Origin of the sequence: uncultured Pluralibacter sp. (assembly GCF_913775985.1) — a bacterium.
Taxonomy (GTDB): Bacteria; Pseudomonadota; Gammaproteobacteria; order Enterobacterales; family Enterobacteriaceae; genus Pluralibacter.
Genome location: NZ_CAJYMB010000096.1, coordinates 54326 through 73138 on the forward strand (window position 1 = coordinate 54326; position 18813 = coordinate 73138).

An 18813-nucleotide genomic window follows, 5' to 3' on the forward strand; every position below is an offset into this window, starting at 1 on the left:
CCCCGCGCTGGCGGACTATTTGCGGCGATAGGCTTTCTGAGTGTTGTTCACTTTATACAGATAGCGGCGCGACTCGGCGGAAGGATGGCGGGTCGTCAGCGTCTGATAAACGTCGCCCGGCGCCATGCTGTTAATGATGTTAGCCGCCTGCACTTTATCGCTGGAGAATACGCGCAGCACGCTGCCCGCGCCGCCGTTGTAGGCGGTGATCACCGCGTAGCGGCGCGAGGTTGGGTTGCTGATCCCGCCCAGATAGATGTTGTTGAGCATCGCCAGATAGGCGGTGCCGGTATCAATATTGCTGGCGGGGTCGAACAGATAGCTGCGGCTCGGCGTCCCCGATTTGCCCTGGGAGCGAAACACGTCTTTCCCGGCGGTATGCTGCACCACCTGCATCAGCCCCAACGCGTCGGCATTGCTCACCGCGTACGGGTTGAAGGAGGATTCGGTCTGCATAATCGCCAGAATCAGCGACTCGTCCACGCCGTACTTGTGCGCCGACTGGCGCACCATGCCGATGTATTTATGCGCGCGCTTGTCGAGGTGGTTCGGCACCAGATTAATGGTGACGCTGTAGATAATGTGCAGCCCGCTGTTGCGGCGCATCAGTCGGTGCTGCAGCAGCCAGTCGGCATAGTTCGCGGCGCGGCCCTGCCAGCGGATGGCGTGGCCGGTGTTATCCACCACCTGACCGTACAGGAACGGCTCTTTCGAGATCTGAATGTCGTCCGCGTCGGAATAGAGATCCACCGAGCCCGGATCGTCGCCCATCAGCAGGGTTTTAATGATCGTCTTGCGCAGATGGCCAGCGGGATCTGTTCCGGCGATGGTTTCGAAGGTGATCGTACCGGCGTCAAAGTTAATGTGGCTGCGGGTGTAATACTGATCGCTGTATTTCACATAGTCTTTCGGCCCGGCGACCAGAACTTCTTTGTACCCCCAGATATTTTCGATGTTGTGGGCAAACTGGCCCATCAGAATATCAAAACCGTTGGTGTCCTTATCCCAGGCTTCATTCCAGGCTTCGCCCTGTTTTTTATGTCCTGAACACGAAACAAGCAACGGCGCAATTAAAGCCAGCGCGAATAATTTTTTCATCATTCCGGGAGTGCGTGTTGGGGGTGAATGAGGGGGCCGCGAAGCCCTTACTGTTTCTCTGGCGGCGTGAAGCCTTCAATATGCACATCTTTGCCTTCGAACAGGAAGTTAATCATCTCCTGCTCCAGCAGCTTGCGGTGCTCGACGTTCATCATATTGAGTTTTTTCTCGTTAATGAGCATGGTCTGCTTGTGCTGCCACTGCGCCCAGGCCTCTTTCGAGATCTCGTTATAGATGCGTTTGCCGATCTCGCCCGGGTATAGCTGAAAGTCCTGACCCTCTGCCTCTTTCTGCAGGAAGGTACAAAAAATGGTTCTGCTCATGTGTATTCCTCTTTTAGTCGTCACTCATGCCAGCGCGCCGGCGCGTAGCTGCTGTAGCAGACGCTCCACCGGGGCTGCCAGCCCTACGGAGGGCGGCTGCGCTAAGTTATACCAGAGAGCGCTGCCATCATCCATGCATGAGGAGAAGGAGGGCACGCGCAGCAACATCGGCACAATATCCAGATGGAAGTGGCTGAAGGTATGACGAAAAGCGGTCTGCTGGCTAAGAAGCGTAGCCGGAATTTGCCGCTGCGCCAGCCACTGGCGCAGCTCCTCCTCGCTGGCGAACTGCGGGAAGCAGAACAGCCCGCCCCACAGGCCGCTGGGGGGGCGCTGGAGCAAAAGCACCTCGTCGTCGTGCTGCATAATCAGGAAATATCCGACCCGTTCCGGCAGCGTCTGCTTCGGTTTTTTCCCCGGGTATTCGGCCCAGCTGCTGTTGGCATACGCCACGCAGCCGTTGTTCAGCGGGCACAGCTCGCATTTGGGCTTCGAGCGGGTGCAGACCATCGCCCCGAGATCCATCATTGCCTGGTTGAAGCGCTCGACGCCTTTTGCCGGCGTAACCGCCTCGCTCAGCTGCCACAGGCGATTTTCCACCTCTTTTTTACCCGGCCAGCCCGCCACCGCGTAGCAGCGGGCCAGCACCCGCTTAACGTTACCGTCGAGGATCGGAAAATGCTTGCCCAGAGAGAGTGAGAGAATCGCCCCGGCGGTGGAGCGCCCCACGCCCGGCAAGTCGGCGACCTGGTCATAGTTTTCCGGGAATTTGCCGCCGTGCTGGGTGGCGACCTGCTGCGCCGCTTTGTGCAGATTGCGGGCGCGGGCGTAGTAGCCGAGCCCGGTCCACAGGTGCAGCACCTCATCGAGAGGCGCTTTGGCCAGATCGCTCACCGTAGGAAAGCGGGCCATAAAGCGCTCGAAATAGGGGATGACGGTTGCGACCTGCGTCTGCTGCAGCATCACCTCGGAGAGCCAGACTTTGTAAGGCGTTTTTTCAATTTGCCAGGGGAGGGTCTTGCGACCATATTTATCGTACCAGTCCAGCACCTGGGCTGAGAATTGAGAGGCTTGCATAGCTACCGAATCGCTGTATCAGGGAGGCAGATTGCAGCACAGCGGTCCCGGGCTGTAAACCGGATCTTTGCCGCGCTTGCATACTCTGCCTAACTTTGGATAATGCCCCCTTTCCCGAACATACTCTGAGCAGACTGAATTTTTATGAATAACGACGTCATTTCACCGGATTTTGATGAAAACGGTCGCCCGCTGCGCCGCATTCGCAGCTTTGTCCGCCGTCAGGGCCGCCTGACCAAAGGTCAGCAGCACGCGCTGGACCACTACTGGCCGGTGATGGGCGTTGAGTTCAGCGGCGAGCCGCTTGATTTGGAATTGCTGTTTGGCCGCCCGGGCCCGGCGACGCTGGAGATTGGCTTCGGCATGGGCGCATCGCTGGTGGCAATGGCGAAGGCACGTCCGGACCAGAATTTCCTCGGCATTGAGGTACACTCCCCCGGCGTCGGCGCCTGCCTGGCCTCCGCCCACGAAGAGGGCGTTGAGAACCTGCGCGTGATGTGCCACGACGCGGTGGAAGTGCTGCACACCATGATTCCCGACAATTCGCTGACCATGGTACAGCTCTTTTTCCCGGATCCGTGGCACAAGGCGCGCCACAACAAGCGCCGCATCGTGCAGCCGCCGTTTGCCGAACTGGTGAAAAGCAAGCTCAAGCTGGGCGGCGTCTTCCACATGGCGACCGACTGGGAAGCCTACGCCGAGCATATGCTGGAAGTGATGTCCGGACTGGACGGCTATAAAAACCAGTCAGGCACCGGCGACTACGTGCCGCGCCCGGACTCGCGTCCGGTAACCAAATTTGAACAGCGTGGCCAGCGTCTGGGCCACGGCGTATGGGACTTAATGTTCGAGAGGGTAAAATAATGGCCAAGAACCGCAGCCGTCGCTTGCGTAAAAAAATGCATATCGACGAGTTTCAGGAATTAGGTTTCTCCGTCGCGTGGCGCTTCCCGGAAGGCACCAGCGAAGCAGAGATCGATAAAACCGTCGATGACTTCATTAATGAAGTGATTGAGCCCAACGGCCTTGCCTTTGACGGCAGCGGATATCTGGCCTGGGAAGGGCTTATCTGCATGCAGGAGATCGGCAAGTGCACCGAAGCCCATCAGGCCGCGGTGCGCAGCTGGCTGGAAGAAAAGAAATTCGAAGAGGTGCGCACCAGCGAACTTTTTGACGTCTGGTGGGACTAAGTACCTATACCCGTCATACTTCAAGCTGCTTGTGCGTTGGCTGCGCTCGCTCACCCCGGTCACTTACTCCAGTAAGCTCCCGGGGATTCACTCTCTTGCCGCCTTCAAGCAACTCGAATTATTTAGGGTATACCCCTCATACTTCAGGCTGCATGCGCGCTGCTGCGTTAGCCCACTCCGGTTACTGCCTTGAGTGAGCTTTCCGGGATTTACCCACCGGCCGCCAGCATGTCGCTCGAATGATTCAGGGTAGCTAAGGGCCAGCAATCGCTGGCCCGTTTTGTCTTTACAGGAGTTTCTATGATGCGCAAATCCTTGCTGGCAGCGACCTTAGCGCTGTCGGCTTTTGCCGCCCAGGCGGACTATCAGTGCAGCGTCAATCCCCGCGACGATGTGATCCTCAACCCGCAAACCGTGCAGGTCAAAGGGGAGAACGGCGATCTGGTGATCACCCCGGAAGGTAACGTCACCTATAACGGGAAGCAATACACCCTGAGCGCCGCCCAGCGCGAGCAGGCAAAAGATTATCAGACCGCCCTGCGCGCCGCGCTGCCGTGGATTGACGAGGGCGCCCGCGCCCGCGTGGATAAAAGCCGCGCCGCGCTGGATCGCATCATCACCGAGCAGGTGGGCGCCAGCAGCAATATGCACAGCCGCCTGACTAAGCTGGACGCGCAGCTGAAAACCCAGATGAACCGCATTATCGAGCACCGCACCGACGGCCTGACCTTCCACCACCGCGGCGTTGAGCAGGTGCGGGCCGACGGCCAGACGCTGGTCAATCAGGCGATGGGCGGCCTGCTGCAGGACAGCATCAACGAAATGGGCATCAAGGCGGCGACCAAAGGCGGCAGCAACCCGCTGGAAGGTATTCTTGGCAGCATGGGCGGCCTGCAGACCGCGGTGCAGAACGAGTGGAAGAATCAGGAAGCCGACTTCCAGCAGTTCGGCAAAGACGTGTGCAACCGCGTGGTCTCTCTGGAACAGAGCCGCAAAACGCTGGTGGGCAGCCTGAAATAGCGCCCGACCACGCCTGAATAAACGCAAAAAGCGCAGATCGCCTCTGCGCTTTTTTTTCGTTTGTAGAATCGGGAGAGCCCGTCCGAATGGCGGTTATTCTGCGAGGAACAGTTCCAGCAGCGAGTTGAGAAAAAGCTTCCCGTGCTCGGTTATCTGCCAGCACTCGGCGCTTTCCGTAAGATAGCCCTGCGCCAGCGCCGCGTCGATTTGCGGACGAATGACCGACTCGTCCAGCCCGGTAAATGCCGCAAACTCGGCGCGCGGCGCGGGCTCCAGCAGGCGGAAGCGGTTCATAAAGAACTCAAACGGCTTGTCGGCGTCGGCCACGTCGTGCTGGCGCTCCAGATAGCGGCCTTCCATAAATCCGCGCGGATGGCGCGTTTTGGCGGTGCGCAGGATCCGCCCGTCCGGGAAGGTGATTTTACCGTGCGCCCCGCAGCCGATACCGAGGTAATCGCCGAAGCGCCAGTAGTTCAGATTGTGCTGGCACTGGTAGCCCGGCTTCGCATAGGCCGAGGTTTCATACTGCTGGTAGCCTGCGGCGGTCAGCAACTGGTGGCCACGCTCGAAAATATCCCACAGAGCGTCGTCGTCCGGCAGCACCGGCGGGCGTGAGCCAAACAGCGTATTCGGCTCAATGGTGAGCTGATACCAGGAGAGATGCGGCGGGCTGAGGGCAATAGCCTGGCGCAGATCGTCAAGGGCTTCGTCCAGCGTCTGGTCCGGCAGGCCGTGCATCAGATCGAGGTTAAAGCTGCGCAGCCCGAGGCCGTCAGCCAGCCGCGCGGCGCGCTTTGCTTCACCGGCGTCGTGAATGCGCCCCAGCCGCTTCAGTTTCGGCTCGCTAAAGCTCTGTACGCCGATGGAGATACGGTTCACGCCGGCCCGCTGATACTCGATAAAGCGGTCGGCCTCCACGGTGCCGGGGTTGGCCTCCATGGTGATCTCCGCATCCGCTGCCAGGCGCAGTCGGGCGCGAACGCCGTCGAGCAGGGTCTGCATTGCGGCCCCGGAGAGCAGGCTCGGGGTGCCGCCGCCGATGAAAATCGTCGCCACTTCCCGGCCCTGGGCGTAAGCGGCGTCTGCATCAAGATCCGCCAGCAGGTGCTGGACGTAGTCGTCGTGGGGCACCTCGCCCTTCAGGGCGTGGGAGTTAAAATCGCAGTACGGGCACTTCTGTACGCACCAGGGAATGTGAATATAGAGGCTCAGGGGAGGTAGCACGCTCATTAACGCAGGGCTTCCAGCAGCAGTTTCAGCGCTTTCCCGCGGTGGGAAATGGCGATTTTCTCTTCCCGGCTCAGCTCGGCGGCAGTTTTGCCTTCTGAAGGCACGAAGAAGATAGGATCGTAGCCGAAGCCGCCGCTGCCCGCCGGCTGGCGGGTAATCACGCCGGGCCAGGCGCCGTGGCACACCAGCGGCGTTGGATCGTCCGCATGGCGCAGGTAAACCAGCACGCAGTGGAACTGCGCGCCGCGGCGGGCGTCGGGAACATCGTCGAGCGCCACCAGCAGTTTTTGCAGGTTCTGCTCGTCGCTGGCCTCTTCGCCGGCGTAGCGCGCGGAGTAGATCCCCGGCGCGCCGCCGAGGGCGTCCACCGCCAGCCCGGAGTCGTCAGCAATCGCGGGCAGGCCGGTGACTTTCGCCGCGTGGCGCGCTTTCAGGATCGCGTTTTCAATAAAGGTCAGGCCGGTCTCTTCAACGGATTCGACATTCAGCGCCGTTTGCGCCACTACGTCAAAGCCAAAATCATTGAGCAGCGAGGCCAGCTCGCGCACTTTGCCGGCGTTGCCGGTCGCCAGAACTACTTTTTGCATGGAGCTTCCTGAATGGTAAGGGCTTCAATAACGGACGGTATTTGCTGCGGATGCAGAACTTTTACCTGCTTGTGGCGGCCAAGTTCGCCCTTTTCGATGATCACCTGGCTTTTGGCGACCCGAAACTGCTTGGCCAAAAACTTCGTCAGGTGGGCATTGGCCTGGCCGTCTACCGGCGGGGCGGTAATGGCGACTTTCAGTTCCTCGCCGTGAACGCCAACGATGCTGTCGCGGCTGGCCTTTGGCTGAATGTACAGCCGCAGCACCAGCCCGTCAGCGCAGGGTGCAACGGCACTCATAGCGCCATCCACAGCCCCGGCAGTAAAATATTACCGGTTGCCTGCAGCAGCTCGCCGATGCCCATATTCACCGCGTACAGCAGCAGAACCAGCACCATCGGCGAGAAATCAATACCGCCCATGGACGGCAGCAGCCTGCGGATCGGGCGCAGCAGCGGATCGGCCAGCTGCATCAGTACAAACTCCACCGGGCTGCGGCCGCGGCTGACCCAGCTCATAATGGCCATCAGCATCAGCACCCAGAAGATCAGCAGGCCGATAGTTTTAACCAGAATAAGGACCGCAGAGATCCAGATGATCGGCTGAAATGTAATCACCATAAACAGCGCGATGGCTTTCAGCACGCAAAGAACAAACGCCACCAGTAGCGAGGCGCTGTCGATGGGGCCCATTGCGGGAATAACCTTGCGCAGCGGGCCGACAATCGGCTGGGTGGCTTTCACCACAAACTGCGAGAAAGGGTTATAAAAATCACAGCGGGCCCACTGCATCCAGACCCGCAGCAGGACAATCATGGTGTAGAGCTCAATTACCGTAGAGAGCAGGAAGGTCAACGTCTTCATGGCGTTCCTCAGTTTCCTTATTTATTGTTTTGTGTAATCGCGGGCGCCGAAAATGGCGGTACCGATACGAACCATCGTACTGCCCGCTGCAATGGCGGCTTCCATGTCGTCTGACATGCCCAGGGAGAGGGTGTCGACAGAGGCATAGCGCGCTTTGAGGCGTGCAAATGCTACCGCCATTTGTTGAGCGACGGCAAACTGTGTTTGATACTCATGTTCCGGGGCCGGGATCGCCATCAGCCCGCGCAGGCACAGGCCCGGCAGCGCCGCAACCTGCTCGGCCAGCGCGTCCACTTCTTCAGGTACAATCCCGGATTTGCTCTCTTCATCGCTAATGTTTACCTGAATCAGGACGTTGAGCGGCGGCAGGCTTGCCGGGCGCTGCTCGCTGAGGCGGCTGGCGATGCGCAGGCGATCGATGGTGTGGCACCAGTCAAAGTGCTCCGCCACCAGGCGGCTCTTGTTCGACTGCAGCGGGCCGATAAAGTGCCACTGCAGCGCGTGCGGGCTCGCCTCGCTGAAATAGCGAATTTTATCCACGCCTTCCTGCACATAGTTCTCGCCAAACGCGCGCTGCCCGGCGGCGATAGCGTCTGCTATGGCGCTCGCAGGTTTCGTTTTACTCACTGCAAGCAGCGTAATTTCTTGCGGATCCCGGCCGCAAAGGGCCGCCGCCGTTGAGATTTTGTCCCGGACCTGTGCCAGGTTATGCGCAATGTCGTTCATATGTAGGGTGATGATATGGATATTGAAGAAATAGTGGCCCTTAGTGTAAAGCATAACGTCTCGGATCTACACCTGTGCTGCACCGGACCGGCGCGCTGGCGGCGGCGGGGAAGCCTCGAACCCGCGCCGTTTCCGCCGCCGGATCTGGCGGCCCTGATGCAGGGCTGGCTGAATGAAAAGCATCGCCAGCAGTGGCAGATGCAGCAGCAGTGCGATTTTGCGGTTGAGCTGGCGAGCGGGCGGCGGCTGCGCGCCAGCGCGTTCCACCACGCGCGGGGCTTTTCGCTGGTGCTCAGGCTGCTGCCCGAGCGCTGTCCAGCGCTTCCCGATCTGGGCGTTCCCGCGGCGCTAACCGAGCTTCTCAACGAGCCGAGCGGCCTGATTCTGGTCACCGGCGCTACCGGCAGCGGAAAATCCACTACCCTTGCGGCGATGGTGGATCACCTCAACCACCTGCGCGACGGGCACATTCTGACGCTGGAGGATCCGGTGGAGTTCATTCACCGCAGCGAGCGCTGCCTTATCCACCAGCGGGAGATAGGGCTCCACTGCCCCTCATTTGCCGACGGGCTGCGGGTAGCCCTTCGGGAAGATCCTGACGTGATTTTGATCGGCGAGCTGCGCGATACGCAAACCATTCGCCTGGCGCTGACCGCGGCTGAAACCGGGCACCTGGTGATGTCGACTTTGCACACCCGGGGCGCCGCGCAGGCGGTGGAGCGCCTGATTGATGTTTTCCCTGCGGGAGAGAAAGAGCAGGTGCGCAGCCAGCTTGCGGGCAGCCTCTGCGCGGTGCTGGCGCAAAAGCTGCTGCCGGACAGGCACGGCGGGCGAGCGGCGCTGTACGAGCTGCTGGTGAACACCCCCGCGGTCGGGAACCTGATACGCGAAAGCAAGACGCATCAGCTGCCCGGCATTATGCAAACCGGCCAGCAGGCGGGGATGATGACTTTCAGCCAGCACTACCAGCAGCGGCAGGCCGCCGGCGTACTGTAGCGGGCGAGCACATAAATTTTCATAAAATAACGTAGAGTGGCAATTACAGGTGTAATTAAAAGAAACGTCAGGATAAATAGAGTTAAATTTGCCGTTGTGAATGCAGTGTTAATTAATTCCCGCGTCCTGGTGAACTCAATTCCACGTGTGAATGAATTACACATAAAATTAACATCGCCGGCATCAAAAAAAGTAGATAATTCAAAACTCGGGTTGAGGTGAGTGATTTATGAACAGTAAGCGTTCGTGATATATCTTTGACAGCCGTCAGACATTCGTTCTATTCTCCTTGCGTGATTAAGAATTTTCCTGGTAAATTCTTAATACGCATAATAAGGCTGTGAAAAGGTTTTTCCCCCACTTATTTGTTCTTTAACTATTTAATCACCATGAAGGTGAGTTTCAACTATGGAGAGTTTTTAAATGCTTGATGTAACAGAGTTTCCAGACAAATCCCGACTGATTACGCTCATTACTCATCCCTCCATCCAGGCGAACGCATTTGCCAGCCACATTGCTGGCCTGCTTTCGGTACCGGTAACGGTACACAATATTAACAAGCCGCTGACCGAACAGTTAGAGAAGGGAACCGTGGTGCTGTTTGATATTGCGGTATCCAACAAAAAGCTTAATGGGATCTGGCGCGAAATTATTGAATCCCACACCGAGAATCCGCGCCTGCTGATTATTAATAGCGCACAAAAATATGAGCTGTACGAAATGGCGAAGTGGCCGGCGCTGTATGGCGTATTCCGCCACGATGATGATGAATCACGTTTAATTGAGGGCATTAAAGCCGTACTTAACGGTGAACAGACGGCTGAATTGAGCGTGATGCACCCGGCAATGTACGCGGTGGAAAAAAAGCCCCGCGAGCAGGAAAGTATTCCGTTAACCGAGCGCGAGTGCGAAATCCTTAACGAACTGCGCCACGGCGCAACCAACGTCGATATCGCCCGGGCGCTGTTTATCAGCGAAAATACCGTGCGTACCCATCTGTATAACGTGTTCCGCAAGCTCAGCGTTAAAAACCGCACTCAGGCGGTCAGCTGGGCCAACGAAAACCTGCGCCACTGATGCGCCGATCGGGCCCGCAGCGCTGCCGCCGGGCCTGAATCAGTAGCCCTGCTCGAAGAAGCTTTCCAGAATTACTACCGCGGACGCGGAGTCTATCTTGCCTTTATTGAGCGCGCGGTAGCCGCCCTGCTCAAACAGGCCGGCGCGGGCTTCAACCGTGCTGAGCCTTTCATCGTGAAGAATAATTTTTACGCCAAAGCGGCCCTGGATGCGGTTGGCAAACTTGCGGGCTTTGGCGGTAAGCGGCTGTTCGGTGCCGTCCATATTCAGGGGCAGGCCGACAATCACCGCTTCCGGCTGCCACTCTTTCAGCAGGCGCTCAATCAAATTCCAGTCCGGCGTACCTTCCTGGGCCTTCAGCGCCGCCAGCGGTCTGGCCGTGCCGGTGATGCGCTGGCCTACCGCCGTACCGATGCTGCGGGTGCCGAAATCAAATGCGATCAGAGTGCCGCTCATCAGGCATGCCCCGCAACGTCGGGCATGGTGTGAATGTCGATGCCAATCAGGCGCGCTGCGTCGCGCCAGCGGTTGGCTATCGGCGTCTTAAACAGAATGTTCATGTCGGCAGGGGCGGTGAGCCAGGCATTTTCGAGGATCTCCTCTTCCAGCTGTCCCTTCTCCCAGGAGGAGTAGCCCAGCGCCACCAGCACGTCAGACGGCTGATCGGGCGTGCCGAGTGTTTCCAGCACGTCACGCGAGGTAGTGATCACCGTATTGTCGGAGATGCGGATGCTGGAGGCAAAAGAGGACGGCGAGGTATGCAGAATAAAGCCGCGATCTTCCGCCAGCGGGCCGCCAACCATCACCGGCTTATCCAGGCGAATAGACGGATCGCGCGGCTCCGGCGTGATTTTAAGCTTTTCAAGAATGCCTTCAACCTTAAGGTTTTCCATAGGCTTATTGATAATAATGCCCATCGCGCCGTCTTCATTGTGTTCGCAAATGTAGACCACGGCGCGGCGGAACATCGGATCCTGAAGAGCAGGCATGGCAATAAGAAAGTGGTGCTGTAAATTCATTGTCAGAGGTTCTGTTCCTGGTTTAAAAAGCAGCAGCGCCCAGTATGCGATTAAAGCAGGGCGCTGTCACTTAGGATGATGTGGGCGGGCGACGGGCCCGCCGTGAAAAAGCGTTACTGAGCGAGACGTTTCTCAATCGCGTCCATCAGCATGCCGGTGATGGAGATGGGATACTCGGCTTCGATTTCGCGGATGCAGGTCGGGCTGGTGACGTTAATTTCGGTCAGGCGGTCGCCGATAATGTCCAGCCCGACGAAGATCAGGCCTTTCTCTTTCAGCACCGGTGCGACTTTGCGGGCAATTTCCCAGTCGCTTTCGGAGAGCGGGCGCGGTTCGCCGCGGCCGCCTGCGGCCAGGTTACCGCGGGTTTCGCCGCCCTGCGGAATACGCGCCAGGCAGTAAGGTATGGGTTCGCCGTCCACTACCAGCACGCGCTTGTCGCCCTCTTTGATCGCCGGCAGATAGTTCTGCGCCATGCAATAGCGGGTACCCAGCTCGGTCAGGGTTTCGGCAATCACCGGCAGGTTAGGATCGCCCTGCTTAACGCGGAAAATCGACGAGCCGCCCATGCCGTCCAGCGGCTTGAGGATAATATCGCCGTGTTTTTCCCAGAAGCTTTTCAGCTGCGCCTTGCTGCGGGTCACCAGCGTTTCCGGGGTGAGATCGGCAAACCAGGCGGTGAACAGTTTCTCGTTGCAGTCGCGCAGGCTCTGCGGTTTGTTCACGATAAGCGTGCCCTTCACTTCTGCGCGCTCAAGAATATAGGTGGCGTAGATGTACTCCGTGTCGAACGGCGGATCTTTGCGCATCAGCACCACGTCCAAATCCGCCAGCGCGATATCCTGCTCGCCGTTAAAGGTGTACCAGCCGTCGTAGTTCTGCTCGACGCTGAGCAGGCGGGTGGTGGCCCGGGCTTCGCCGTTGGTCAGATAGAGATCGTTCATCTCCATATAGTGAAGCTCGTAACCACGACGCTGCGCTTCCAGCAGCATGGCGAAGCTGGAGTCTTTCTTGATATTGATCTCCGCGATGGGATCCATCACGATGCCGAGCTTAATCATCTCTTGTCTCCTTGAAGCCTTTGATTAGCCGAGGTCGCCAAAACGTACCTGCAGCGCAGTAATTGCGGTCAGCGCGGTGGTTTCCGTGCGCAGTACCCGCGGGCCGAGCAGAATATCTGTAAACGCGTAACGTCCGGTCATGGCAATTTCGTCAGCGGAGAGGCCGCCTTCCGGGCCAATCAGCAGCCGCACCCGCTCAACCGGCAGCGGCAGCGTATTGATGCTGGCGCTGGCGCGCGGGTGCAGATTGAGCTTCAGGCCGCTCTCTTCTTCGGCGCACCATTGCTCAAGGCTCATGGCCGGACGAATTTCCGGCACCACATTGCGCCCGCACTGCTCGCAGGCGGCGATGGCAATTTTCTGCCACTGCTGAATCTTCTTATTCAGGCGTTCGGCGTCCAGTTTAACGCCGCAGCGCTCGGAAGAGAGTGGCGTAATGAGGCTTACCCCGAGTTCAATCGCCTTCTGGATAGTGAACTCCATCTTCTCGCCCCGGGACATTACCTGACCGAGATGAATATGCAGCGGCGATTCGCGATCGTCGGTTTCGCCGCTGAGGATCTTCACCTGCACATTTTTCTTGCTGGCCTCGGTGATTTCGGCCTGAAAAAGCTGGTTGCTGCCATCAAACAGCGCAATAGCCTGGCCCGCGCCCATGCGCAATACGCGGCCAACGTGATTGGCGGCATCTTCGCTGAGGGCGACATGACTTCCCACAGTAACGGGCTCGGGATGATAGATGCGGGGAATGCGCATAGTTCAGAACTTCCGGATATCAGTTTACGTTTGACGCTAGTGTAGGGTAGCTCTTTTGCGCCTGGCAAGCGCGTTGGATGTAAGGATTGTGGTTGCCCTGCACCCGGGCAATGCGCTCGTCGCGGATACACTCCCACTGGCTGACCGGATAGAGCCGGTCCCAGGCGCTGAAAAGCTGGGTCTGCTGGCGGGAGAGGCGCAGCTGATACTGGTCGCGCATATAGAAGTAGGTACGAGCAATAGCACCGCGGGCGCGGGCGGGCGGTTCGGCCACTTTCCCCTTGAAATCGACTTTCATGGCGCACTGACCGTACTGCTGTTCGCCGCCGTTCCACTGGCTGTACTTGAAGTTATTGCGATCGCCATTAACCTCGCCCACCGCGGGCTGAAGATTGTGCATATCGCTTTCCATCTGGCGATAAACCGGATCTTTGGCGCAATTTTTACGCCCGCCGTCCTGCCAGCACTGGCGCTGGTGGCCGAACTCCCAGGCCGGAACCACGTGCTCCCACTCGACCCGTTCGGCGCGCGTCTCATTTTTCCGCACTTTATAACCGCAGGACGCCAGATCGATAACGCCTTTTTTCCCCTGCCAGCTGATTTTACAGCCGCAGTAAAAATCGCCGGGCGCGTCGGCGTTGATCTTCACGCCTGCTTTTTTAGCCTGCGCAAAGTTGTGAATACCGGCCGCCTGGGCCGAAAGCGAAAACAGGCCGGCAGCCATCGCCAGCATTAAAAAACCATTACGGGACATCACGAACTCCGTGTCAAAACGAGCCCGCAACGTAGCGAATGGCAGTGTCAGATGCAATCAGTCAGATCAGAAAACTTCCAGATATTTCCGCAGGTTACTTTTCAGGCACCAGCGGCTGGCCGCAGTGAACACAGCGGTAGATGGCCTCGCCGCGCAGCACACGATTGTGGCGGCGAACGGTCAGCTGGTGCTGCTGGCAGCCGCAGCGGTAGGGGAAGGTGTTTTTACGCACGGAGTCGAGTTCGAACCGGTGGGTGCGGCGGGCGGGCACGCCGAGCACGCTTTCCATCATCCATTTCCACTCTTTGCCGTGGGGCGCCACGCGGCCAAAATGCTTCCACACCAGCAGGTGGGCCAGCTCGTGGGGCACCACTTCGTCGATAAACGCCTGCTGATTTTCCAGCAGCAACACCGGATTAAGGCGAATTTCGTAACTTTCCAGCCACGCGGTGCCCGCGGCGGTGCCGCGCTGCTGCCAGAGCAGCGCCGGTTCTGGATAGTGCCGCTCCAGCTTCTGGTTAGCCAGCGCGAGATTTTCCCGCAGGCAGCGCATAACCGCCTGCTGAAGGGCGATGGGGATTCGGGGGGATTTCATAGCGGGTGATGATAGAGCGCTGCTGAAAGGAGTGCAAATAAAGAACGGGCCGCTGATTGCGGCCCGTGGGCTGGGGATATTCAGGACGCTTTATGCGCCATAATTTCAATAATCTGGCGATCGGTTGCCTGCATGGCGTTTCGGGCCAGCGCGCAGAGGTTGGCGATGGAGTCCTCAACATCGCCGGCGACGATCCCTTCATTGCCGGTCACCGCCGAATCATCCAGTGCCAGCAGGACTGACTTCCACGCGCTGCCGACGCTGGTGGATACCTTCATGGCGCAGCTGTTAGACGCCCCGTCGCAAATCATGCCGCTGACGTCGCCTATCATGCTGCTTATTGCCATTGAAATGCTTCGATAATCGCCATCCAGCAGCAGCGTCATCCCTGCTGCGGCCCCCATTGCCGCGGTGGTCGCGGCACAGAGTGCGGAGAGGCGCGGCAGCTGGTAGTGAATGTAAATCGCGCTCAGATGGGAAAGGATCAGCGCCCTCGCCAGCTCATCTTCGTCGGACTGCAAATGCTCGGCCAGCACTACCACCGGCATGGTGGCGGTAATGCCCTGATTGCCCGAGCCTGAGTTACTCATCGCGGGCAGCGTGGCGCCGCCCATTCGCGCATCGGATGCGGCGCTGGTGCGAATAACGATGCTGGAAGACAAATCCTGGGCTATTAAGCCGCGCAGACCCTGCTTTTGCAGCGTTCTGCCGACGTGAAGTCCCCATTTTCCATGCAGGCCCTCCTGAGAGAGCGCATCGTTAATGCGGGCGGCGTCGAGAATAAAGCGGATCTTATCGAGTGGAACTTCTTGCGCAAAAGTTACGATCTCCTGCAGTGAGGTGCGGGAAAGCGCTTCCAGCGGCGACTGCGCGATGTCTGCCGCCTGCTCGTCAAGAGAAAAGCAGATGCGATCCTGCTTTCTGATTTCAACCACTCGGGTGTGCCCCCCGGAAAGTGTCGCGCTTGCCCACTCTTCTCCGGCGTAAACTTTAGCGCAGGAGTAGACCAGCTCGTCGCAGGGTTCCTGCAGCATTACCCGCACTTTGTTTTGTGCCAGCAGCGCTTTTGCCAGGGCAATATCCTCCTCTGTCGCATCTTTAAGTACCTCAAGGCCCGCATCAGGATTGCCACCAACCGCGCCCAGCGCAGCGGCGACAGGCAAGCCCACCATGCCGGTGCCGGGTACCGTAACGCCTAATCCATTTTTCATCAGATTGGGAGAAACCCAGGCCTCAATATGCGTGATTTCACCCTCAAGCTGACCTGCCGCGATGGCGCTAGCCAGCGCCAGAGAAACAGGCTCTGTACAGCCGAGCGCGGGTTTAACCTCTTCATGCAGGATGAGAATAAAGGCATTCCATAATGGGTTCAGTGGCTTATACATTGTGTTGACCTTAATAACGACTCATGAAAACGCGAGAAATGGTGATACGCAAAGCAGCAGGCCGGTAATAACGATAATGACCAGCGATACTCCTTTGTATTTATGCAAAGCGGGTACCTTCCACACCAGCCAGGCGGGAATTAAGCAGCCAACCATGCCAAAGATGGGACTGCAGATTGAGGTAAAGCTGAGGACCGGCGCGTTCAGCACGATGGCGCTCCAGGCCAGCAAGATAGCGAATAACATGATGCCGCGCTGTACGGCGCGGGTGTTGATTTTGTCTTCGGGCATTTTTCTGCGCAGCACGTTCATCACGATGCCCTGAGTGGCTTCCCGAAAGCCGAGATAAACGCCGAAAAATGCCGTCATCACCGCAAAAATATTGAGGATCACGCTAACAATTTTGACCCAGCTCGCGCCTTCCCCGTTAATAAACTGGGCCGCAATCGCCAGTGCTGAAATGTTCTGCTCGTAGGCTTTTACTGCTTCATCGTGGCCCATGGCCAGGGTGAAGGAGACTGCATAGAAAAAGACCGTCACGAACAGAATGCCGAACGCAATATTCATTGCTCTGAGCGCTTTGTAGCGAGCAACTTCTACGGACTTTTCCCGCGAGCGGTAGGAGATAACCATCGGGCTGAGTGTCTGAATAAAGAGAATGGACGTTAAGGTGAAGGGCAGCGTGATGATGGCATTTTTAATTAACAGCCCGACCGGCGGGAGCGCACCAACGTTATACAGATGCCACATGCCAATCATTGAAAGCCCGAGCGCAGCAACCACAAACAGCTTGGTTAGTACCATCAGGCTGGAGATTTTAAACAGCAGCTTTTCACCGCGGGAAGAGATAGCCACCAGGATGCAGATCAGCAGCAGACCATAGAACGGATTTTTAGATAACAAATCGTCAGTCACGCCGAAGGTATGCAAATAAGAGGCGCTGTCGTTAGTGATCGCCGTGGAATAGACGAACATCCAGATAACCAGCATCACAAAATAGAGCGCACCGAGCAGAATGCCCCAGTTTTTACCGAGGTAGCCGCTAATCACGCTGGGATAATCTTTGCATTCCGGCGATTCAGCCAGCGTGTTTATAAAAAGACGCTGGAAGAGGTACATTGCCGGATAGCCAATAACAGAGGAGAGCAGAAAGACCCACAGGCCCATCAGCCCTACCTGCACGGGTAGGAAAACTATTCCTGCGCCAATGGCCATACCGATACTCATAATGATCCAGCCGGTATCAGTACTGTCGAATTTAATGGCTTCGTGCCACTCCGCTTCACGCATTCCGGAAGGGTGCCGCTGTGAGGCACTTCCTGTTGACTGGATATTGCTCGCCGTTTCCATGAGGCTCTCGCTTATATTTGTAGGGTAGAAGAATTTTTATTATTGAATTCTGTTCACCAGCGATAATGAGTCAGAGGGGCAGGCGTTTATTATTGGAATAGAAACGATAATAGCGGGGAGGGGAGAGAAAATTATTGCAATGTTTATATGGTTTTTGGCGACTGTTAGAAAAAAATTCTCTCAAAAATGAGTAATAAAGAAAAAATCAGGATAAATGTGCCCAACCTCAAAAAAGAAAACAAAAAAGGCATCCGGATGACGGATGCCTTTTTATGTCAAATGCCCTTAATCCTGCGAACCAATCTCCCGCAGCTTGCGGCCGCGCATCAGGTTGCGCTCGATATGCTCCAGCGACACGTGCTTGGTTTCCGGTACCAGCCACAGGGTCAGCAGAATGAACAGCACGTTCAGGCCGCCGTATACCCAGAAGGTGTTGGCGTTGCCCAGCGTGTTGAGCATGGTGAGGAAGGTTGCACCGACGATCATGTTGGCAATCCAGTTGGTGGCCGTTGAGCAGGTGATACCGAAGTCGCGGCCTTTCAGCGGCTGGATTTCAGAACACAGCACCCAAATCAGCGGGCCGGCGCTCATGGCGAAGCCGACAATAAACATCAGCAGCATCGCTACGGCAAAGTACTGCGCCGTCGGCGAATGAATGCCGGTGTGGATCATGGTGCCCAGTACGCCCATGCCGACCGCCATCACCAGGAAGCCCAGCACCAGCGTCGGCTTGCGTCCCCAGCGGTCTACCAGGCCGATCGCAATAAAGGTTGCCAGCACGTTGGTCAGGCCGACAATCACCGTGCCCCACATCTGCTCGGTGGTGTTGGTGTAGCCGGCGATTTCGAAGATTTTCGGCGCGTAGTACATGATGACGTTCATACCGGTGAACTGCTGCATCACCTGCAGCAGCACGCCGAGGAACACCGCGCGGCGGAAGTTGCTGTTGTCTTTAAACAGCGCCCAGCCGGTCTGCTTGATTTTCAGGCTTTCGCGGATCTCTTCCAGCTCCTGCTTTGCCTCTGCGCTGGTGTCGCGCAGGCGCTGCAGCACGCGTTCGGCATCGTTAAACCGCCGCTTGGCGGCGTACCAGCGCGGGCTGTCCGGCAGGAAGATCACCCCAACCAGCAGCAGTATGGCCGGAATGATGATGACGCCCAGCATCCAGCGCCACGCGCCGCTGTAGCTGAACGCGGTATCAGACAGATAAGCCGCCAGAATACCGATGGTGATCATCAGCTGATACATGGAGATCATGCTGCCGCGAATTTTCTCCGGCGCAATTTCCGACAGGTAGAGCGGGGCGGTGTAAGAAGCAACACCCACCGCCAGGCCCAGCAGAACGCGGGAGATAAGCAGGATCTCAACGTTTGGCGCTGCCGCGGAGCAGAGGGAGCCTAAAACAAACAGCACTGCGCCAATCATCAGGCTCTTCTTACGACCGAGGCGATAGGAGAGCCAGCCGCTGCCGACCGCACCCACTGCTGCGCCAAACATCATCGAGCTGACTACCCACTCCTGAGTATGAGAGTCAATCTGAAAGTCTTTGGCGATGAACGGTAGGGCACCCGCAATAACGCCGATATCAAGCCCAAACAGCAATCCCGCCAGGGCCGCGAGGAAGCAGACAAAGAACGTTACTGCCTTATTTGAACGCCCTTTTTTATTATTGCCAGGCATATGCTCTCCAGTTGGATTATCAATTTT

22 protein-coding genes are annotated in these 18813 nt (G+C 57.6%); 5 read left to right on the forward strand and 17 right to left on the reverse strand.

The window, feature by feature from the left end; all coding sequences use genetic code 11:
- Positions 1-15 precede the first annotated feature (15 nt).
- The 3 genes from mltC to mutY are packed head-to-tail and all read right to left on the reverse strand — an operon-like array spanning position 16 to position 2498.
- Complete coding sequence (gene mltC, locus QZ766_RS11045) at positions 16-1098, reverse strand: membrane-bound lytic murein transglycosylase MltC (RefSeq protein WP_297202308.1); 1083 nt, start codon at positions 1096-1098, stop codon at positions 16-18.
- 47 nt (positions 1099-1145) lie between these two features.
- Entirely contained in the window at positions 1146-1421 is a 276-nt protein-coding gene (locus QZ766_RS11050) for an oxidative damage protection protein (RefSeq protein WP_297201668.1), read from the reverse strand.
- Positions 1422-1445: 24 nt separating this feature from the next.
- Positions 1446-2498, reverse strand: coding sequence for an A/G-specific adenine glycosylase (mutY, locus tag QZ766_RS11055; protein ID WP_297201670.1), 1053 nt, complete (start codon positions 2496-2498; stop codon positions 1446-1448).
- 144 nt (positions 2499-2642) lie between these two features.
- On the opposite strand from mutY, the gene trmB reads away from it, so the two are divergent.
- From trmB to QZ766_RS11070, 3 genes are all read left to right on the forward strand, one after another.
- A complete protein-coding gene (trmB, locus tag QZ766_RS11060) occupies positions 2643-3362 on the forward strand; it encodes a tRNA (guanosine(46)-N7)-methyltransferase TrmB (RefSeq protein ID WP_297201672.1) in 720 nt (239 codons plus the stop codon).
- Positions 3362-3688 (forward strand): YggL family protein, encoded by a 327-nt coding sequence (locus tag QZ766_RS11065; RefSeq protein WP_297201673.1) that lies wholly within the window; start codon positions 3362-3364, stop codon positions 3686-3688. Before trmB ends, QZ766_RS11065 begins: the two co-directional genes overlap by 1 nt.
- A gap of 300 nt (positions 3689-3988) precedes the next feature.
- Positions 3989-4708: a DUF2884 domain-containing protein gene (locus QZ766_RS11070; protein ID WP_297201677.1), complete on the forward strand. Its 720-nt coding sequence runs from the start codon at positions 3989-3991 to the stop codon at positions 4706-4708.
- 93 nt (positions 4709-4801) lie between these two features.
- Here QZ766_RS11070 and hemW read toward each other — a convergent pair whose 3' ends face one another.
- From hemW to QZ766_RS11095, 5 genes are read right to left on the reverse strand one after another with little or no spacing between them, the layout of a single operon-like run.
- The gene (hemW, locus tag QZ766_RS11075) at positions 4802-5938 is read right to left on the reverse strand and encodes a radical SAM family heme chaperone HemW (RefSeq protein ID WP_297201679.1); all 1137 of its coding nucleotides are present in this window, start codon (positions 5936-5938) and stop codon (positions 4802-4804) included.
- Positions 5938-6525, reverse strand: coding sequence for an XTP/dITP diphosphatase (locus QZ766_RS11080; protein WP_297201682.1), 588 nt, complete (start codon positions 6523-6525; stop codon positions 5938-5940). The genes hemW and QZ766_RS11080 overlap by 1 nt, the downstream gene beginning before the upstream one ends.
- Positions 6513-6824 carry a DUF167 family protein YggU gene (gene yggU / locus QZ766_RS11085; protein ID WP_297201685.1) on the reverse strand — a complete coding sequence of 104 codons (312 nt, stop codon included), beginning with the start codon at positions 6822-6824 and terminating at the stop codon, positions 6513-6515. Before yggU ends, QZ766_RS11080 begins: the two co-directional genes overlap by 13 nt.
- Positions 6821-7387, reverse strand: a complete 567-nt coding sequence (locus tag QZ766_RS11090; RefSeq protein ID WP_297201688.1) for a YggT family protein — start codon at positions 7385-7387, stop codon at positions 6821-6823. The genes yggU and QZ766_RS11090 overlap by 4 nt, the downstream gene beginning before the upstream one ends.
- 21 nt (positions 7388-7408) lie before the next feature.
- On the reverse strand, positions 7409-8113 hold the full coding sequence (locus QZ766_RS11095; RefSeq protein ID WP_297202310.1) for a YggS family pyridoxal phosphate-dependent enzyme: 705 nt from the start codon (positions 8111-8113) through the stop codon (positions 7409-7411).
- Between the two features lie 15 nt (positions 8114-8128).
- Here QZ766_RS11095 and QZ766_RS11100 point away from each other — a divergent pair, with 15 nt between their 5' ends.
- Positions 8129-9109 (forward strand): type IV pilus twitching motility protein PilT, encoded by a 981-nt coding sequence (locus QZ766_RS11100; protein ID WP_297201692.1) that lies wholly within the window; start codon positions 8129-8131, stop codon positions 9107-9109.
- 423 nt (positions 9110-9532) lie between these two features.
- Positions 9533-10186 carry a LuxR C-terminal-related transcriptional regulator gene (locus tag QZ766_RS11105; protein ID WP_297201695.1) on the forward strand — a complete coding sequence of 218 codons (654 nt, stop codon included), beginning with the start codon at positions 9533-9535 and terminating at the stop codon, positions 10184-10186.
- Positions 10187-10225: 39 nt separating this feature from the next.
- Here QZ766_RS11105 and ruvX read toward each other — a convergent pair whose 3' ends face one another.
- The 9 genes from ruvX to QZ766_RS11150 all read right to left on the reverse strand — a co-directional run bounded on the left by ruvX (position 10226) and on the right by QZ766_RS11150 (position 18786).
- Positions 10226-10642, reverse strand: a complete 417-nt coding sequence (gene ruvX / locus QZ766_RS11110; protein ID WP_297201698.1) for a Holliday junction resolvase RuvX — start codon at positions 10640-10642, stop codon at positions 10226-10228.
- Positions 10642-11205 (reverse strand): YqgE/AlgH family protein, encoded by a 564-nt coding sequence (locus QZ766_RS11115; protein ID WP_297201701.1) that lies wholly within the window; start codon positions 11203-11205, stop codon positions 10642-10644. The genes ruvX and QZ766_RS11115 overlap by 1 nt, the downstream gene beginning before the upstream one ends.
- A 113-nt stretch (positions 11206-11318) precedes the next feature.
- Positions 11319-12266: a glutathione synthase gene (gene gshB, locus QZ766_RS11120; protein WP_297201704.1), complete on the reverse strand. Its 948-nt coding sequence runs from the start codon at positions 12264-12266 to the stop codon at positions 11319-11321.
- 24 nt (positions 12267-12290) lie between these two features.
- Positions 12291-13022 carry a 16S rRNA (uracil(1498)-N(3))-methyltransferase gene (rsmE, locus tag QZ766_RS11125; RefSeq protein WP_297201707.1) on the reverse strand — a complete coding sequence of 244 codons (732 nt, stop codon included), beginning with the start codon at positions 13020-13022 and terminating at the stop codon, positions 12291-12293.
- 19 nt (positions 13023-13041) lie between these two features.
- Complete coding sequence (gene endA, locus QZ766_RS11130) at positions 13042-13776, reverse strand: deoxyribonuclease I (protein WP_297201709.1); 735 nt, start codon at positions 13774-13776, stop codon at positions 13042-13044.
- 94 nt (positions 13777-13870) lie between these two features.
- Positions 13871-14371, reverse strand: a complete 501-nt coding sequence (locus tag QZ766_RS11135; protein WP_297201712.1) for a SprT family zinc-dependent metalloprotease — start codon at positions 14369-14371, stop codon at positions 13871-13873.
- 80 nt (positions 14372-14451) lie between these two features.
- Positions 14452-15756: an L-serine ammonia-lyase, iron-sulfur-dependent, subunit alpha gene (locus tag QZ766_RS11140; protein ID WP_297201714.1), complete on the reverse strand. Its 1305-nt coding sequence runs from the start codon at positions 15754-15756 to the stop codon at positions 14452-14454.
- Between the two features lie 21 nt (positions 15757-15777).
- Complete coding sequence (locus QZ766_RS11145) at positions 15778-17106, reverse strand: hypothetical protein (protein ID WP_297201717.1); 1329 nt, start codon at positions 17104-17106, stop codon at positions 15778-15780.
- A gap of 285 nt (positions 17107-17391) precedes the next feature.
- Positions 17392-18786: a sugar porter family MFS transporter gene (locus QZ766_RS11150; RefSeq protein ID WP_297201720.1), complete on the reverse strand. Its 1395-nt coding sequence runs from the start codon at positions 18784-18786 to the stop codon at positions 17392-17394.
- Between the last annotated feature and the right edge of the window lie 27 nt (positions 18787-18813).

Excerpts from the sequence above, each read along its gene's own strand:
- mltC (WP_297202308.1), bottom strand. The coding sequence starts at position 1,098 with ATGAAAAAATTATTCGCGCTGGCTTTAATTGCGCCGTTGCTTGTTTCG.
- QZ766_RS11050 (WP_297201668.1), bottom strand. The coding sequence starts at position 1,421 with ATGAGCAGAACCATTTTTTGTACCTTCCTGCAGAAAGAGGCAGAGGGT.
- mutY (WP_297201670.1), bottom strand. The coding sequence starts at position 2,498 with ATGCAAGCCTCTCAATTCTCAGCCCAGGTGCTGGACTGGTACGATAAA.
- trmB (WP_297201672.1), top strand. The coding sequence starts at position 2,643 with ATGAATAACGACGTCATTTCACCGGATTTTGATGAAAACGGTCGCCCG.
- QZ766_RS11065 (WP_297201673.1), top strand. The coding sequence starts at position 3,362 with ATGGCCAAGAACCGCAGCCGTCGCTTGCGTAAAAAAATGCATATCGAC.
- QZ766_RS11070 (WP_297201677.1), top strand. The coding sequence starts at position 3,989 with ATGATGCGCAAATCCTTGCTGGCAGCGACCTTAGCGCTGTCGGCTTTT.
- hemW (WP_297201679.1), bottom strand. The coding sequence starts at position 5,938 with ATGAGCGTGCTACCTCCCCTGAGCCTCTATATTCACATTCCCTGGTGC.
- QZ766_RS11080 (WP_297201682.1), bottom strand. The coding sequence starts at position 6,525 with ATGCAAAAAGTAGTTCTGGCGACCGGCAACGCCGGCAAAGTGCGCGAG.
- yggU (WP_297201685.1), bottom strand. The coding sequence starts at position 6,824 with ATGAGTGCCGTTGCACCCTGCGCTGACGGGCTGGTGCTGCGGCTGTAC.
- QZ766_RS11090 (WP_297201688.1), bottom strand. The coding sequence starts at position 7,387 with ATGAAGACGTTGACCTTCCTGCTCTCTACGGTAATTGAGCTCTACACC.
- QZ766_RS11095 (WP_297202310.1), bottom strand. The coding sequence starts at position 8,113 with ATGAACGACATTGCGCATAACCTGGCACAGGTCCGGGACAAAATCTCA.
- QZ766_RS11100 (WP_297201692.1), top strand. The coding sequence starts at position 8,129 with ATGGATATTGAAGAAATAGTGGCCCTTAGTGTAAAGCATAACGTCTCG.
- QZ766_RS11105 (WP_297201695.1), top strand. The coding sequence starts at position 9,533 with ATGCTTGATGTAACAGAGTTTCCAGACAAATCCCGACTGATTACGCTC.
- ruvX (WP_297201698.1), bottom strand. The coding sequence starts at position 10,642 with ATGAGCGGCACTCTGATCGCATTTGATTTCGGCACCCGCAGCATCGGT.
- QZ766_RS11115 (WP_297201701.1), bottom strand. The coding sequence starts at position 11,205 with ATGAATTTACAGCACCACTTTCTTATTGCCATGCCTGCTCTTCAGGAT.
- gshB (WP_297201704.1), bottom strand. The coding sequence starts at position 12,266 with ATGATTAAGCTCGGCATCGTGATGGATCCCATCGCGGAGATCAATATC.
- rsmE (WP_297201707.1), bottom strand. The coding sequence starts at position 13,022 with ATGCGCATTCCCCGCATCTATCATCCCGAGCCCGTTACTGTGGGAAGT.
- endA (WP_297201709.1), bottom strand. The coding sequence starts at position 13,776 with ATGTCCCGTAATGGTTTTTTAATGCTGGCGATGGCTGCCGGCCTGTTT.
- QZ766_RS11135 (WP_297201712.1), bottom strand. The coding sequence starts at position 14,371 with ATGAAATCCCCCCGAATCCCCATCGCCCTTCAGCAGGCGGTTATGCGC.
- QZ766_RS11140 (WP_297201714.1), bottom strand. The coding sequence starts at position 15,756 with ATGTATAAGCCACTGAACCCATTATGGAATGCCTTTATTCTCATCCTG.
- QZ766_RS11145 (WP_297201717.1), bottom strand. The coding sequence starts at position 17,106 with ATGGAAACGGCGAGCAATATCCAGTCAACAGGAAGTGCCTCACAGCGG.
- QZ766_RS11150 (WP_297201720.1), bottom strand. The coding sequence starts at position 18,786 with ATGCCTGGCAATAATAAAAAAGGGCGTTCAAATAAGGCAGTAACGTTC.